The organism is Floridaenema evergladense BLCC-F167, from assembly GCF_041929205.2.
Taxonomy (GTDB): domain Bacteria; phylum Cyanobacteriota; class Cyanobacteriia; order Cyanobacteriales; family Aerosakkonemataceae; genus Floridanema; species Floridanema evergladense.
This window is the reverse complement of sequence record NZ_CM171625.1, coordinates 4,795,695-4,808,501: the sequence shown is the minus strand read 5'-3', so window position 1 is coordinate 4,808,501 and position 12,807 is coordinate 4,795,695. Positions and strand designations below refer to the sequence as shown.

At 37.7% G+C, this 12,807-nt stretch carries 15 protein-coding genes, 1 tRNA gene and 3 pseudogenes; 9 read left to right on the top strand and 10 right to left on the bottom strand.

The features are described 5' to 3' along the window. Positions 1-160: 160 nt before the first annotated feature. The 3 genes and pseudogenes from ACE1CA_RS23530 to ACE1CA_RS23520 all read left to right on the top strand — a co-directional run. Positions 161-325 (top strand): annotated as a pseudogene (locus ACE1CA_RS23530) (isocitrate lyase/phosphoenolpyruvate mutase family protein); the annotation flags it as partial. Positions 326-417: 92 nt separating this feature from the next. Beyond that, positions 418-1,584, top strand: coding sequence for an AbrB family transcriptional regulator (locus ACE1CA_RS23525; RefSeq protein WP_413278162.1), 1,167 nt, complete (start codon positions 418-420; stop codon positions 1,582-1,584). Beyond that, positions 1,559-2,368: a DUF1838 domain-containing protein gene (locus tag ACE1CA_RS23520; RefSeq protein ID WP_413278161.1), complete on the top strand. Its 810-nt coding sequence runs from the start codon at positions 1,559-1,561 to the stop codon at positions 2,366-2,368. Before ACE1CA_RS23525 ends, ACE1CA_RS23520 begins: the two co-directional genes overlap by 26 nt. Before the next feature lie 7 nt (positions 2,369-2,375). On the opposite strand, the gene ACE1CA_RS23515 is transcribed toward ACE1CA_RS23520, so the two are convergent. The 3 genes from ACE1CA_RS23515 to ACE1CA_RS23505 form a co-directional block, all read right to left on the bottom strand. Further along, positions 2,376-2,927: a hypothetical protein gene (locus tag ACE1CA_RS23515; RefSeq protein WP_413278160.1), complete on the bottom strand. Its 552-nt coding sequence runs from the start codon at positions 2,925-2,927 to the stop codon at positions 2,376-2,378. A gap of 17 nt (positions 2,928-2,944) precedes the next feature. After that, positions 2,945-3,967 carry a VOC family protein gene (locus ACE1CA_RS23510; protein ID WP_413278159.1) on the bottom strand — a complete coding sequence of 341 codons (1,023 nt, stop codon included), beginning with the start codon at positions 3,965-3,967 and terminating at the stop codon, positions 2,945-2,947. A gap of 75 nt (positions 3,968-4,042) precedes the next feature. Continuing rightward, positions 4,043-4,297: a DUF4870 domain-containing protein gene (locus tag ACE1CA_RS23505; RefSeq protein ID WP_413278158.1), complete on the bottom strand. Its 255-nt coding sequence runs from the start codon at positions 4,295-4,297 to the stop codon at positions 4,043-4,045. A 311-nt stretch (positions 4,298-4,608) separates the two neighbouring features. Between ACE1CA_RS23505 and ACE1CA_RS23500 the strand changes: the two are divergent. Beyond that, a pseudogene (locus ACE1CA_RS23500) lies at positions 4,609-5,857 on the top strand (ISNCY family transposase). 186 nt (positions 5,858-6,043) lie between these two features. Here the strand turns inward: ACE1CA_RS23500 and ACE1CA_RS23495 are convergent. Then, entirely contained in the window at positions 6,044-6,394 is a 351-nt protein-coding gene (locus ACE1CA_RS23495) for a type II toxin-antitoxin system HicA family toxin (protein WP_413277705.1), read from the bottom strand. Continuing rightward, positions 6,387-6,620: a type II toxin-antitoxin system HicB family antitoxin gene (locus tag ACE1CA_RS23490; RefSeq protein ID WP_413277704.1), complete on the bottom strand. Its 234-nt coding sequence runs from the start codon at positions 6,618-6,620 to the stop codon at positions 6,387-6,389. The genes ACE1CA_RS23495 and ACE1CA_RS23490 overlap by 8 nt, the downstream gene beginning before the upstream one ends. Before the next feature lie 105 nt (positions 6,621-6,725). On the opposite strand from ACE1CA_RS23490, the gene ACE1CA_RS23485 reads away from it, so the two are divergent. The 3 genes from ACE1CA_RS23485 to ACE1CA_RS23475 are packed head-to-tail and all read left to right on the top strand — an operon-like array spanning position 6,726 to position 7,459. Beyond that, positions 6,726-7,073, top strand: a complete 348-nt coding sequence (locus tag ACE1CA_RS23485; RefSeq protein WP_413277703.1) for a hypothetical protein — start codon at positions 6,726-6,728, stop codon at positions 7,071-7,073. Then, the gene (locus tag ACE1CA_RS23480; protein WP_413277702.1) at positions 7,070-7,240 is read left to right on the top strand and encodes a hypothetical protein; all 171 of its coding nucleotides are present in this window, start codon (positions 7,070-7,072) and stop codon (positions 7,238-7,240) included. The genes ACE1CA_RS23485 and ACE1CA_RS23480 overlap by 4 nt, the downstream gene beginning before the upstream one ends. 30 nt (positions 7,241-7,270) lie before the next feature. Further along, the gene (locus tag ACE1CA_RS23475) at positions 7,271-7,459 is read left to right on the top strand and encodes a hypothetical protein (RefSeq protein WP_413277701.1); all 189 of its coding nucleotides are present in this window, start codon (positions 7,271-7,273) and stop codon (positions 7,457-7,459) included. A gap of 2 nt (positions 7,460-7,461) precedes the next feature. Here ACE1CA_RS23475 and ACE1CA_RS23470 read toward each other — a convergent pair whose 3' ends face one another. After that, a complete protein-coding gene (locus ACE1CA_RS23470) occupies positions 7,462-7,893 on the bottom strand; it encodes a PIN domain-containing protein (protein ID WP_413277700.1) in 432 nt (143 codons plus the stop codon). After that, positions 7,886-8,098: a hypothetical protein gene (locus ACE1CA_RS23465; protein WP_413277699.1), complete on the bottom strand. Its 213-nt coding sequence runs from the start codon at positions 8,096-8,098 to the stop codon at positions 7,886-7,888. The genes ACE1CA_RS23470 and ACE1CA_RS23465 overlap by 8 nt, the downstream gene beginning before the upstream one ends. Positions 8,099-8,207: 109 nt before the next feature. Between ACE1CA_RS23465 and ACE1CA_RS23460 the strand changes: the two are divergent. After that, positions 8,208-8,312, top strand: a pseudogene (locus ACE1CA_RS23460) (VapC toxin family PIN domain ribonuclease); the annotation flags it as partial. Positions 8,313-8,346: 34 nt separating this feature from the next. Here the strand turns inward: ACE1CA_RS23460 and ACE1CA_RS23455 are convergent. The 3 genes from ACE1CA_RS23455 to ACE1CA_RS23445 form a co-directional block, all read right to left on the bottom strand. Next, positions 8,347-11,208, bottom strand: coding sequence for a tetratricopeptide repeat protein (locus ACE1CA_RS23455; protein ID WP_486517503.1), 2,862 nt, complete (start codon positions 11,206-11,208; stop codon positions 8,347-8,349). Between the two features lie 135 nt (positions 11,209-11,343). Further along, positions 11,344-11,772: a hypothetical protein gene (locus ACE1CA_RS23450; RefSeq protein WP_413277698.1), complete on the bottom strand. Its 429-nt coding sequence runs from the start codon at positions 11,770-11,772 to the stop codon at positions 11,344-11,346. A gap of 305 nt (positions 11,773-12,077) precedes the next feature. Continuing rightward, positions 12,078-12,150: transfer RNA gene (locus ACE1CA_RS23445), tRNA-Val, on the bottom strand. Between the two features lie 41 nt (positions 12,151-12,191). On the opposite strand from ACE1CA_RS23445, the gene ACE1CA_RS23440 reads away from it, so the two are divergent. Further along, positions 12,192-12,800 (top strand): metal-binding protein, encoded by a 609-nt coding sequence (locus ACE1CA_RS23440; RefSeq protein ID WP_413277697.1) that lies wholly within the window; start codon positions 12,192-12,194, stop codon positions 12,798-12,800. Positions 12,801-12,807: the final 7 nt, after the last annotated feature.

Sequence of the window (12,807 nt, the reverse complement as noted above, 5' to 3'; positions counted from 1 at the left end):
TCAACCAATAATTGCCCAATTACAAGGGGGGAATTTTATTTCAGTTCTAACGAAATTCGCAGTATCTTAGCTGAGTTTGATGTTCCAGAATAACCTAAAGATTGAATAATTTTTGCTTGAATTATCATATTATAAATCTATCTCTCACAAATTTACTTCTATGTCGGCTGGACAAAAACTACGTCAATTAATTGTACGTCCCGAAATTATCGTTATCCCTGGAGTTTATGATTGTTTGGGGGCGAAAATTGTCGAACAATTAGGTTTTGAAGTTGCGGCTACCAGCGGTTTTGGGATTGCTGCTTCTACTCTTGGTTTACCAGATAGAACAAGAATTCATTCCTGTGGAAGAAGCTTAAGTTAGGTATTAATGCTATAGTAAAACAAAAGAATCACAATTTAACTAAAAACTTAACTGTGGATAATAAAATAGCAAAAAACTGGTTAGTAATTCTGGGTTTAGAACTACTTCTTTCTTTACCTTGCGGTTTTGTTTTTGGTAAACTTCTCCCCATTGGAGGAATTAGTTGGATATTCGGTGGAATTGCGGCTGGTGCTTTAACAATTTATACTTCGCGCTTCACAAAATTGGATATTCAACCACATCCACTAGCCAGAAAAATTGGACAAGCATTGGTGGGAACTGCGATCGGATTTTCTATAGCTAATAGTAATCTCGAAGCAGTTTTTACAGAATTACCCACATTCCTATTTCTAACAGTTTTTATTATGATAACTGGCGTATTTATTGGCTGGTTTTTCTCCAAAGTTAGCCGCACAAATATCTTTACAGCCATGTTAGCCACCACCCCTGGCGGTGTCGGAATTATGTCCAGTTTTGCCGCCGAATATAATAAAGATGTTTCCCTAGTTTCACTAGTTCAAGTAATCCGAGTTACCAGCGTTGTTATTGTTATACCAATATTAGCTCGGTCATTAGCTAATAATCATGGTAGTTCAGTAAGCAGTTTAATAAAAAATTTGTTTCCTAGCGATCCTTTATCATCTTTCTTACTAATTATCCTCTTAACCTGCACCTTTTTGGGAGTGAAACTAGCTAAAAAGTTGCAAATTACCACTCCTTTTTTCTTTGGTGCATTAATAGTAGGGACAAGCTTTTGCTATTTCTTAAATACAGTACCATTTCTGCATGAAATTAACTTTACTCCACCTTATATAGTTAATCTAATCGGTCAATCATTACTGGGAATTAGCATTGGTGAATCTTGGGGAAATAATCCAAAAATTGGTAAAAAAACCATACTTTATGCTGGAATTCCTGTAAGCTTAACTATAGTAGCAGGATTTATAGCAGCTGGTTTCGCTACGCTGTTAACTCCTTGGGATTGGCTAACTTGTATGCTAGTCACCGCACCTGGAGGCGCAGCAGAAATGATCTTAGTAGCTCTGTCCTTAAATCATAATGTAGAAATAGTTACAGCAGGACATTTAATGAGATTAATTGCTTTAAATGCTTCTCTACCTTTATGGTTATTGTTTTTTCGTTATCTTGATGAGCGATCGACAAAAACTCCTGAGAAATTCAGAGGATTAACCAATGATCAACAAAGTGAAAGAATTTGACACTAAAGAATGGGTAAAAGTGCGTTCTTCCTTAGATGGAAATCAAACCTTTCTCACTTGGACGGGTGCAATTTATTCTTTCGTTCCTAATGAAAAAAAGAAGCGTCTGTTTAACATTGTAGGGATGAGTGTTAGTAGATGTATCGCCAATGATGATGATACTTGGGATTTCACATCGCGAGAATTAACCTATTATTTAGACCCAGAAACAGGCGAAATTTTGCATAAATGGCAAAATCCTTGGACAGGAGAAACTGTGACTGTGGTTCATGTAGCTAATAGTCCGGTAGAAGGACATTTCAAAGGTAAATTTCCCGGACAAGTTAACGAAAAAATTACTACTTTTGTGTTTGATTTATTCCCTACTTATCCCAATTCTTTAGCAGCAGATGAGAAATTTAAAGATTACAGTCCTCAAGAAACCTATCAAGCTGCGGAATTATTTAAATTGACAGTTCCTACTAAAGACTTAGAAAATTCACAGACTGTTACTGTTTCAGAAATGTTTATTTCTTGGGATAGAATCGGCCCTTGGCTACCTTGGATGAAAATGGGAGATAGAGCAGGTAATTTAATATATAGTGCTAGTGGTTTGAAGGTGAAAGATTTTACAGAATTGCCTCAATTATTGCAAGATGAAATTAACACGCGAGTTCCTTTATATAAAAATGCGCCGAAATCTCCTTTAGACGATGATATGACTTCTTGGACGTACTTTAAGAAGCATTTTGCCGCTTATTTAGCTAAGGAAAGATTTCCGATTCCTGAAGCTGAGGAAACATAACCAGATTCTAAAGACAACCTTCGACAAATTCAACTTCTGGAAGTTTACCCGATCGGTAACGAGTAACGCGAGTTCCATCAGTTTCAAATAACAAGCGATAATTTTTATCAACATTATCTTTGGGAACAAAAGTTAAATAATGCCCATTTTGGACATATTTATGGGGAGTTACTTCAATTTGTCGCGGATATAGTGACTTAATTCTAGTTTCACTATCCCCAATTTTTGCCCCTTTTGCCGTAGTAATTCGTTGATTTTCTCGAATATCAATTCTAGCAATTCGATTATTAATTACCATGAAACTGACACCCTTTGGTTGTCTTTGGGGTTGAAAATATAAACAACCATTCTCCTCACCTCCGCTTGGTGTTTGAACTAACTTTGTTCCCGCTGCTTGTGTAGCTTGATTTACAGTCATTCCCACTCGAATTGGGCCGATTCCATTGATAAATACTTTTGATTCTTCGCTTAAATTTGCTTGTGCTTTTACCCAACTTCCCAGGCAAATAACTAGAATTAAACTCATTAAAAGTATGGAACTGTTAATTTTGTTGAACATAAACAACTTACCGTAAATTATTTCGCGATCGAAGTCCAAAAGTAACCATCTGGCGCAACAAAAGAAAAGCTTTTTTCGCCAAATTCGTTAATTTCAATTTCCGAAAATCTTTTCACATTACTTTCTTTAATTCGTTGAAAATACTCTTGAATATCACTGACTCGATAAGTGTACAAAGACATTCCTAAACATCCTGGTTGTGCTTTTTCAAAGCAACTTTCTAAATTCATCGATTCAGGAAAACGAACTATATAAAGTCTCCCTGAACGTGCAGCTTTAAAATCAGTCGTGGAAGAACGAGGATCGTCAAAAACTGTAACAATAAACTTTTCTTCCGGTTGCAAATCATAAAATTCTTTTCCCGCCTCCGAACTTTCATAAGTAGTTTCTACATCATCTCTTACCCGCAGTAAACCCAATGTTTCTTCATAAAAACGCAGAGTTTCTTTACTATCATCTTGAACAACTATTCCCAAATGAGTAATTTGACTTGCTTTGAAAGTCGAATTTTCGTTAATTTTTCCGTAGTCAGGTAAACTGTAGTTGAAACGTTGAAACAAAACTTGTCGAGTTAAAGGTTGCAACAATAGCATTTCTCTAACTCCCACAGGTGGATCGATAAAAGGGCGAATTTGTCTATCTTTGTTATAAATAATTTCCCAATAGGGAAAGGTATATTTAATCGGTAAACCTGCTTTTGCTGCCTCTTCAGTATGATTTAAAATATTCATGACATCAGCAGTTAATGTAGTAGTCCAACGGTTGCCTTTTGCCTTCATTGAACTTAATTGTAATCCTTCGTTTGTCGGGGTTTCCCAAAGCATCAGGCGGACTAAACCGTGATCTGAATCTTGGTGAAATAAGCGAAAGGAACGCAAACCAGAATTAACACCATATAAGTTGTATGCTTGTTCTGCTGATAATTCTCCAGTTTGTCCGATCGCATAACCAAATTGTCCCCAATATTGAATTAGAGGCATAGCATCCTCTACTCCAATACATACTTCATAAATTCCGGCAATTGGGGTAGATGTTTCCATAAACAGCGCCAATTTTTGCTATTGATTTGTTGTTACATATTCTACTTGCCAAAGGTTCATAAATCTATAGCAAATCTACAATAAGCGAATAATAAATGGATAGTAATAGGGACGCTGGGGATTACGATAAACTTCCATTATAGCAATAATGGGCATGACAAAACTGGCGATCGCTAATATAAACAACAGCGGAATGCCTATTAACAGAAAAATGAGTAAGGCAAATGCGATCGCATACACATAAAGATTAATGTGAAAATTCAAAGATTCCTTGGCATTCGCTTGCACAACCGGATCTTCGTTGAGTAACCAAACAGCAATTGGCAGCAATTCTCATTTTGAAATAAACAGAGTATTAACCTCCATTTTGAAATTCAAAATATAGTACAAAATAACTAGTTTTTTAGAGAGAGGCGATGCTTGCGGCGAGCGAAGCTATGGCTAAAAAACATTTGACCCAATAAATCAAGTATAAATACTCAATTTATTGGCGGGAATTGGCTAACAACGAAGGGGGAAAGTCAGGAAAATAGTTCGGTTTTGAGAAAAGAAAATTCAACGGAAATAAAAATTTATAATTATTGTCAGCTAAGGTAAAATTGGTGAGCTAGCATCCTCAACTCGCGTCAAATTATTCCAAGATGACCCAAAAAGCAGCGACCCTTGAAATTTCTGAATTAATCCAATTTCTCCGTGAAGAATTACATGACTTACCCGATGAAAGGAAGCCGGGAAATAATACCAAATATCGGGTAGAAGATGCAGTGATGGCGGCGTTTTCAGTGTTTTTTACGCAGTCACCATCTTTTTTAGACCATCAACGTTTAATGAAAAGCAATAAGGGAAAAGATAATGCTGAAAGTTTATTTTCAATTGGGAAAATTCCCGGAGATAATCAAATAAGAAACCTGTTAGATCCAGTGCCAGCAACTACTCTGTCTATGACTTTTCAAAAAGTCTATCAATGGTTAGAGTCAAAGGGAGTTTTGAACAAGTTCCTCTACTTAAATGGAGGAATTTTAGTGGCGTTAGATGGCACAGAATATTTTTCATCATCAAAAATTAATTGCCCTCATTGTAATTGTCGTAATCATCGAAATGGAACGACAACTTATTTTCATGGCTGTGTCACACCTATAGTGGTTTCTCCTAATCAAAAACAAGTAATTAATTTAGAACCAGAATTTATTAAAAAACCCGATGGATATCAAAAGCAAGATTGTGAAAATGCGGCGGTAAAAAGATGGTTAAATAAAAATAATCAAAATAAGTATGGTTATCCTGTAACCCTTTTAGGGGATGACTTATATTCTCACCAACCTATTTGTGAATTAGCTCTAAAACAAGGGTATAATTTTATTTTTGTTTGTCTGGAAAATTCACATAAAACTTTATATGAATGGCTAGAGTTTTTAGAAAGAAGTGGAGAAGTTACCACCGTTGAAAAGAAACAATGGTCTGGGCGAAAAAATCTAATTTATCGTTATCGTTATGCTTCTAGAGTTCCCTTAAAAGATGAAGACTCAAGTCTGGAAGTTAATTGGTGCGAAGTGACTGTTATTGAGGAGAAAACACAGAAAATTATCTACCAAAATAATTGGATCACTAATCATAAAATCACTGAAAATAATGTTGAAGAAATTGTCAAAGCTGGGCGCAGCAGATGGAAAGTTGAGAACGAAGGCAATAACGTTCTGAAAAATCACGGCTATAATTTAGAGCATAACTTTGGTCATGGTCAAAATCATTTGTGCGAGTTCTTATTGTCTTTGAATTTACTAGCTTTTTTATTTCATACTGTTTTGGATTTAGTTAATTACACCTATCAAAAGATTCGTGAGCTATTAGTAACTCGGACTTCTTTCTTTAATGATATTCGTACCCTATTAAAATTTATTTGGTTTCCGAGTTGGGTGGAGTTGTTCTCATTTATTCTCACCGAATATGTCCCATTAAAAAAAGTAAATTCTAGTTAAAAATGTCAATATATTGAAAGAGGAACTGAAAGTTATTTATGAAAAAAAACTAAAAAGTTGTTGAGAATTTCATCGGGATTTATCAGTTGAAATCGATTTTTTATGGACAAATTTCTGAAAATCTGTCTATCTTCAGCATCGGATGATAATTATCTGTCAAAAAACAATGCTTCGACAGAAGTTCTCTATTTAAGTAAGGGAATTTTCTCTGATTTTCTTTCAAAATGAGAATTGCTGCTGACTCTGGAATATATTTGCTTGCCTGTCTGAAAATTGCTTTACAAGTTCCCGTATCTAACTCTGCATGATTAGGTAGTGTAAGAGTTTCCTTTTCCGCAATTCCTTGGCGACGCAGTTTGATGTGACTCCCTTTTTGGCTGTGTATCTGAAAGCCAAAATTAGCGAAAATATCAACTACTTCTGCACCCGATAATATTTTGAGTTTAGGCATATTCTGGTTGTAATTCAAAAGTTAATATAATTGTCGGTTTAGCCACTAATCCAAATTCAGCCGGATCTTCATCTTCCAAATGTAGAGTAACAGCTTCAACGATATTTGTTGCCACTTCATCTAATGTATCTCCCTGTGTTACCACAGAAATTTCTAAGCACTCAGCTACATAGCCTTTCTGTTCGCCAAGACGGATAAAGGCATTTATGTTTTGTCGCAGTTTCATTGTTCTGTTGATTCAAGGTAAAGTTCAATTGTTTCTTGGATATTTGCTTATTTTAGCATTATTTACAGTATATTTATGATAATAAATTAACAATTTTTCCTATCAATGACGATTCCTTCAGAAATATTAGAACTAGTCGATCGCCTGAATCAAGAACTAAACGAAACCGAACAAGAATTAATCAGTGGACTCAACAGAGTTAGACCTTTATTGTCTATTTTTCCAAACAACAATCTGTTGATGGGCTATTTCAGTTACTTTAATAATGTGCTATTTTTTATAGATAGCTCTAGAAGACGGATACAAGCTACAATTGAAACAATTGAACCAGAAGATATAAAAGAGGAGTTAATTCAGGAAGCAGGCGAAGATTTGGGAGAACAACTAGGTCGGGTAATAGAAGCTAAAATGGGTGTCAGACGTATTATGAATACTTTGGAGGAATTACCGTGAAACAGTTACCAAACGCAAAGAGACAAGCTGAAATTCTTAAAGAGATCGAAATTGCCGAACAGAAAGCTAGAGAAATGGCAGAATTTGCCGACAAAATAGCGAAAAAGTGGGAACAACGCCTACCAAAAAACCCTGCTGCAAAACAAAAAGTCGGTGAAACGAATTAGAATTAGGTAGGTAATAAATTGGAATTTACCATGAACACAAATCCCAAAATACCGGATGCTGAGACACGCGCAAAGTCTGTGGCGCGTTTGCGGGAAGTTTGTTTGATGTTTGATGCACTAAATATGACATTAGATGAAGCTATTGCTAGTGCAGAAGCACATATTAGAAACAGTTCTCTTAACCGTCGTCGTCAAGAAAGAGGAAATAAATTAAATTAATATCAATTAAAGGGATTAACTATTTCAACTTTATCCAAAACTTTTAACCCATCTTGCATATCTTCAGAGTAAATAATTTTAGTATCTGCGTGCAAAGCACTAGCCACAATCAAACTATCCCAAAATGAAAAACTATATTGTTTTCGTAATTGAGAAGCTTTTAACAATATGGGCAAATTTATCTCTATGACACGATACTTTTTGTAAAAAGATTTGATTAAGTCTTCGATTTGCTGTTCATCCAGCAGAGATTTCTTAATCAGATTGACGCAAACTTCATTTACTATTTGCGTACTGATTACTATTACATCCTCTTGACTGGATAGCAAAGATTTTGCTTTTGCTTGTCTGCTATCTGGTGCAGAGGTTTTGATCATGGCATAAAGCCAGATGTTAGAATCTACAAAGCAAGAATATTTGGTAGCTTCACTCATAAATTTCATCCCGTTTCATTGGGGTAAATTCATTCACCTGAATGGGATGATCGAGAAGGTGTGCTATCATATCTCGATTTGGTGATTGTTCATCTTTAAGCAGAATAACTTTGATGCTTTTTTCTTGCTGAAATTGATGTTTGTATTCTTCGGGGATTTCGATAAATCCATTTTTAATATTGGCTTGGAATTCTATGGCAAACATAGCTTAAATTTTGAAAAAATATTGATAATTTTTATTATACAGCATATATAATAGATTGCTATAACATGAATTTAGGTAGATTGGTTTACCGACAAACCACCCATGAACAATCGCCGCAACTGCACAGGTAAATAATCTGACGCTGGTAACTAATAATGTTTCAGACTATGCCGATTTTCAAAACTTGAAAGTAGAGAACTGGTTTGTTGTATAATTCACGTTAAAGTATTGGGCTATGCCAATTTTGTTTATTCATTTGGGAGATTTTCGGGGAGAAATTCCCTCATAATTTCCAAAAACAAAGGGTTCTTTTGCAACACTTCTAAATCAGCGCCACTTTCAACAAGCTTTTGTTTCAAAAAGGTTGCATAATCTCTCAAAAACTCTGCATAATTTCCTCGAACTGTGATTGTATCACGATGAGCTACTCCTAATTGGGATTCACAAATGTTTAATGACTCTGTATATAATGGTTCCGCTTCGCTGTATCTGCCTTGGGAACGGTAAAGTTCGGCTAAGTTGTTGAGGTGGGTAGCTATACTGGGATGATTTTCTGGCAAACTCTGGCGATCGATTGACAAAGCTTGCAGATATAATGGTTCCGCTTCGCTGTATCTGCCTTGGGAACGGTAAAGTTCGGCTAAGTTGTTGAGGTGGGCAGCTAATTCGGGATGATTTTCTGGCAAACTCTGGCGATCGATTGACAAAGCTTGCAGATATAATGGTTCCGCTTCGCTGTATCTGCCTTGGGATTCGTAAAGTCCGGCTAAGTTGTTGAGGTGGGTAGCTAAACTGGGATGATTTTCTGGCAAACTCTGGCGATGGATTGACAAAGCTTGCAGATATAATGGTTCCGCTTCGCTGTATCTGCCTTGGGAATAGTAAAGTTGGGCTAAGTTGTTGAGGTGGGTAGCTAAACTGGGATGATTTTCTGGCAAACTCTGGCGATGGATTGACAAAGCTTGCAGATATAATGGTTCCGCTTCGCTGTATCTGCCTTGGGATTCGTAAAGTCCGGCTAAGTTGTTGAGGTGGGTAGCTAAACTGGGATGATTTTCTGGCAAACTCTGGCGATGGATTGACAAAGCTTGCAGATATAATGGTTCCGCTTCGCTGTATCTGCCTTGGGAACGGTAAAGTTGGGCTAAGTTGTTGAGGTGGGTAGCTATACTGGGATGATTTTCTGGCAAACTCTGGCGATGGATTGACAAAGCTTGCAGATATAATGGTTCCGCTTCGCTGTATCTGCCTTGGGAATAGTAAAGTTGGGCTAAGTTGTTGAGGTGGGTAGCTATACTGGGATGATTTTCTGGCAAACTCTGGCGATCGATTGACAAAGCTTGCAGATATAATGGTTCCGCTTCGCTGTATCTGCCTTGGGAACGGTAAAGTTCGGCTAAGTTGTTGAGGTGGGTAGCTATACTGGGATGATTTTCTGGCAAACTCTGGCGATCGATTGACAAAGCTTGCAGATATAATGGTTCCGCTTCGCTGTATCTGCCTTGGGATTCGTAAAGTCCGGCTAAGTTGTTGAGGTGGGTAGCTATACTGGGATGATTTTCTGGCAAACTCTGGCGATCGATTTCCAAAGCTTGCTTATATAATGGTTCGGCTTCGCTGTACCGGCCTTGGAAATAGTAAAGATTGGCTAAGTTGTTGAGGTAAATAGCTAACTGGGAATGATTTTCTGGCAAACTTTGGCTATCGATTTCCAAAGCTTGCTTATATAATGGTTCGGCTTCGCTGTAACGGCCTTGAGAAGAGTAAAGTGCGGCTAAGTTGTTGAGGTGTCTTGCTAAATGGAGATGATGTGATTGCAAACTTTGGCTATCGATTTCCAAAGCTTGCTTATATAATGGTTCGGCTTCGCTGTATCGTCCTTGGGAACAGTAAAGATTAGCTAAGTTGTTGAGGATGTCGGAGAAATCGCTATGTTTTTCACCCAATCTTCGTTTAGCCACCTCTACACATTGATGAAGCCAAACTTCTGCCTGCTGATAGAAACTTTGACCTTCATAAAACCAGCCTAAGCCTGTGAAAGGCTTAATTATATCCTCATCTTTGAGATATTGAATCAAATCGCTATCCAGATTCATCAATTCTTCCAAGTGAGGAATCCAAGGGCTGAACTTAATGATATCATCACGAGTAGTGTCATATTTAATTTGCTTTGCGACTGCCACGATTTGTGCAGCAAAATTTCGTTTCATTTCCTCTGCTTGAGTCAACTCATCCAACCGCTTTTGCAAAAATTGCCGAATCAAAGGATGTAAACGATAGGTTTCCTGACGCACTTCCTGAAGCAAATGCCAATGTTGCAAATCCCGCAGCGCCTTTTCCCATGCTTCCTGTTCATCTTCATCTTCTATCCCATCAGTTGAAAAAGGAATCGCCGCCAAAGCAAACAAACTCAAATAACAACCGACATTTTTCGCATTTTCATCCAACTGTTCCCAACTTAAATTAATCGCCTCTTCCACCCCAAACTCATACCGCATCAAAGGATTCGCCGCGATTAAAGCCGCATGTTCTAATCGCTGTTTTTCCAATCGCCGCAACAACCTAGCCAAAGACAAATTCGGCTGTAAATCGAGATAACGTCCCACCAATTCCAACGCCAAAGGCAAATATCCCAAAAACTGACAAAGACTTCTGGCAATCTTTGGTTCTTGTTTCAGTCTTTCTCTACCAACAATGGATTTTAATAACCGCATCGCCGCCAAAGGTTTCAGCACATCCAACCGTAACTGCTGCAAAGTCGAATCAAACTGAAATCGCGTCGTCAGCAACACCTTAAACCGAGATTGATTTGGCAAAAAAGGTTTAACTTGTTGTTTGTAATTAAACACATCATCAAAAATAAACAGCACATTCCCCGGCTGCCATTTTTGCCAACAATACTGCAACTTATCTGCTAATTCCCAATCATCAGGAGGAACAATATTAAATTGAATTTCCGCAAATCTGAGAATTTGCAGTCCCGCCAAAAGTCCCTGCGCGTTTACCCAACAAATCCCACCGGGATAATCTAATAAATGTTGTGTCGCATATTGAATCGCCAACTCAGTTTTCCCCACTCCCCCCATCCCATTAATCGCCGCAATTACCACTTGGCTATTTTTTTGTAAAAGTTGGTGTAATTCTGTTAGTTGTTTGTCTCTTCCGACAAAGGCGATGGAATTACTAGGAGGAATATTTTCAAAAGGGGGATTTAACTTTATCGGTTCCCTTCCCGACGATCGCTGTCAGTATTGGTTGAATGTTATATTATGACCGCTGCCACCTTGAATCACTGGCGCATTAGTACCAATTGCATTATTTTGTTCAGCTTCTCCACCATAAACATTCTGAATATTTTGACCTTTCTGATTTTCGATATTAATTTCTTGCTGAATCTCTTTCGCCAGAGTTTCTATTTCTTTAGCAAACTCCGGTTCTTCAGTCATCACCACTTGTAAATAAAGAGCAACCTTATCTAAATCTACTTTTGAACCTTTTTCAACCTCCGCCAATGCGCTTTCTGCTTTTGTACCTCGCAACTTATTCCAAATTTTCTCACGCAGGCGATCGATTTTTTCCAAAGCCTTTTCTGTAAACTTTTCTATAGTAGTTTCAAATACCTTGGCAAAAGCCAAAGATGCGATCGCGCCAGCCGTCAAGGATACAGGTTCCATCGGTTACTACTCAAAGATAGATTTTAATTTATTTTTAGCCGATCCATTTAACGTTTGACAACTCGATCGCACTCTCGCAGAATAAATTACAGAAATTATTAAGAATTAATTTGGCAGTTAATTGAAAATTGCGATCGCTAATCTCCCCATTAAAAAACTTGTGAGTTAGACGAGAAGATTGGGCGGTTGAAACCGCATCTACACAAACGAAGTCCGCCTTCGCGGACTAAATCATTTAAACTCAATCTATATAAAAAAAGGTACAGATTTTTGTGCCAATCCGTACCTATTTTTCATGTATTGTATGGGCAGTACTGGACTCGAACCAGTGACATCTTGCTTGTAAGGCAAGCGCTCTACCAACTGAGCTAACCGCCCGTGTTTCTCACGCTTATCCAATATAACAGACATTCAAAAAAATGCCAAGTGGTAGGACGCACGATCGCATAACTTTATGGATTTTACCTGTAGTGGCTGTTCTGACGTTCGGACAGACCCAAAGTGGTTCTCTCACCTTGCTAGTCTCCGGGGGTTTTTTGTTTGGCGGGCTGATGTTTGGGCCAGATTTAGATATTTACTCGCGTCAATACCAGCGTTGGGGCTTTTTGCGCTGGATATGGATTCCTTATCAAAAAAGTCTGCGCCATAGGTCATTTTTATCACATGGACCGATTATTGGGACGGCGTTGCGATCGCTCTACCTCACCCTTTGGATCGTCATCTTAGGCGGAATGGTAATCTTAATTGCTGATTTGTTGGGAGTGGAAACTACTGATTGGAAAACTAGCACTAAATTAGCCTTAACCTCTGTAACACAACATAAAGCTGAAGGAATCGCTTTACTTGTGGGATTAGAATTAGGAGCAATGAGCCATTCTTTATCTGATTGGAGTGGTTCAGCTATCAAACGCCTCAAAAGTGGTAAAGCTAGAGTACAAAAGCGATCGACTACTAAACTCCCCAACCAAACAACAGGGAAACAAACCACGAAGACACGAAGAACACGAAGTAAAAGAAGCAGTTCGTAGTACGTTG

Bases quoted from the DNA above. Each gene is read 5' to 3' on its own strand.
- ACE1CA_RS23450 (WP_413277698.1), bottom strand. From the start codon at position 11,772: ATGGAACCTGTATCCTTGACGGCTGGCGCGATCGCATCTTTGGCTTTT.
- ACE1CA_RS23510 (WP_413278159.1), bottom strand. From the start codon at position 3,967: ATGGAAACATCTACCCCAATTGCCGGAATTTATGAAGTATGTATTGGA.
- ACE1CA_RS23495 (WP_413277705.1), bottom strand. From the start codon at position 6,394: ATGCCTAAACTCAAAATATTATCGGGTGCAGAAGTAGTTGATATTTTC.
- ACE1CA_RS23485 (WP_413277703.1), top strand. From the start codon at position 6,726: ATGACGATTCCTTCAGAAATATTAGAACTAGTCGATCGCCTGAATCAA.
- ACE1CA_RS23465 (WP_413277699.1), bottom strand. From the start codon at position 8,098: ATGTTTGCCATAGAATTCCAAGCCAATATTAAAAATGGATTTATCGAA.
- ACE1CA_RS23515 (WP_413278160.1), bottom strand. From the start codon at position 2,927: ATGTTCAACAAAATTAACAGTTCCATACTTTTAATGAGTTTAATTCTA.
- ACE1CA_RS23475 (WP_413277701.1), top strand. From the start codon at position 7,271: ATGAACACAAATCCCAAAATACCGGATGCTGAGACACGCGCAAAGTCT.
- ACE1CA_RS23470 (WP_413277700.1), bottom strand. From the start codon at position 7,893: ATGAGTGAAGCTACCAAATATTCTTGCTTTGTAGATTCTAACATCTGG.
- ACE1CA_RS23490 (WP_413277704.1), bottom strand. From the start codon at position 6,620: ATGAAACTGCGACAAAACATAAATGCCTTTATCCGTCTTGGCGAACAG.
- ACE1CA_RS23520 (WP_413278161.1), top strand. From the start codon at position 1,559: ATGATCAACAAAGTGAAAGAATTTGACACTAAAGAATGGGTAAAAGTG.
- ACE1CA_RS23440 (WP_413277697.1), top strand. From the start codon at position 12,192: ATGCCAAGTGGTAGGACGCACGATCGCATAACTTTATGGATTTTACCT.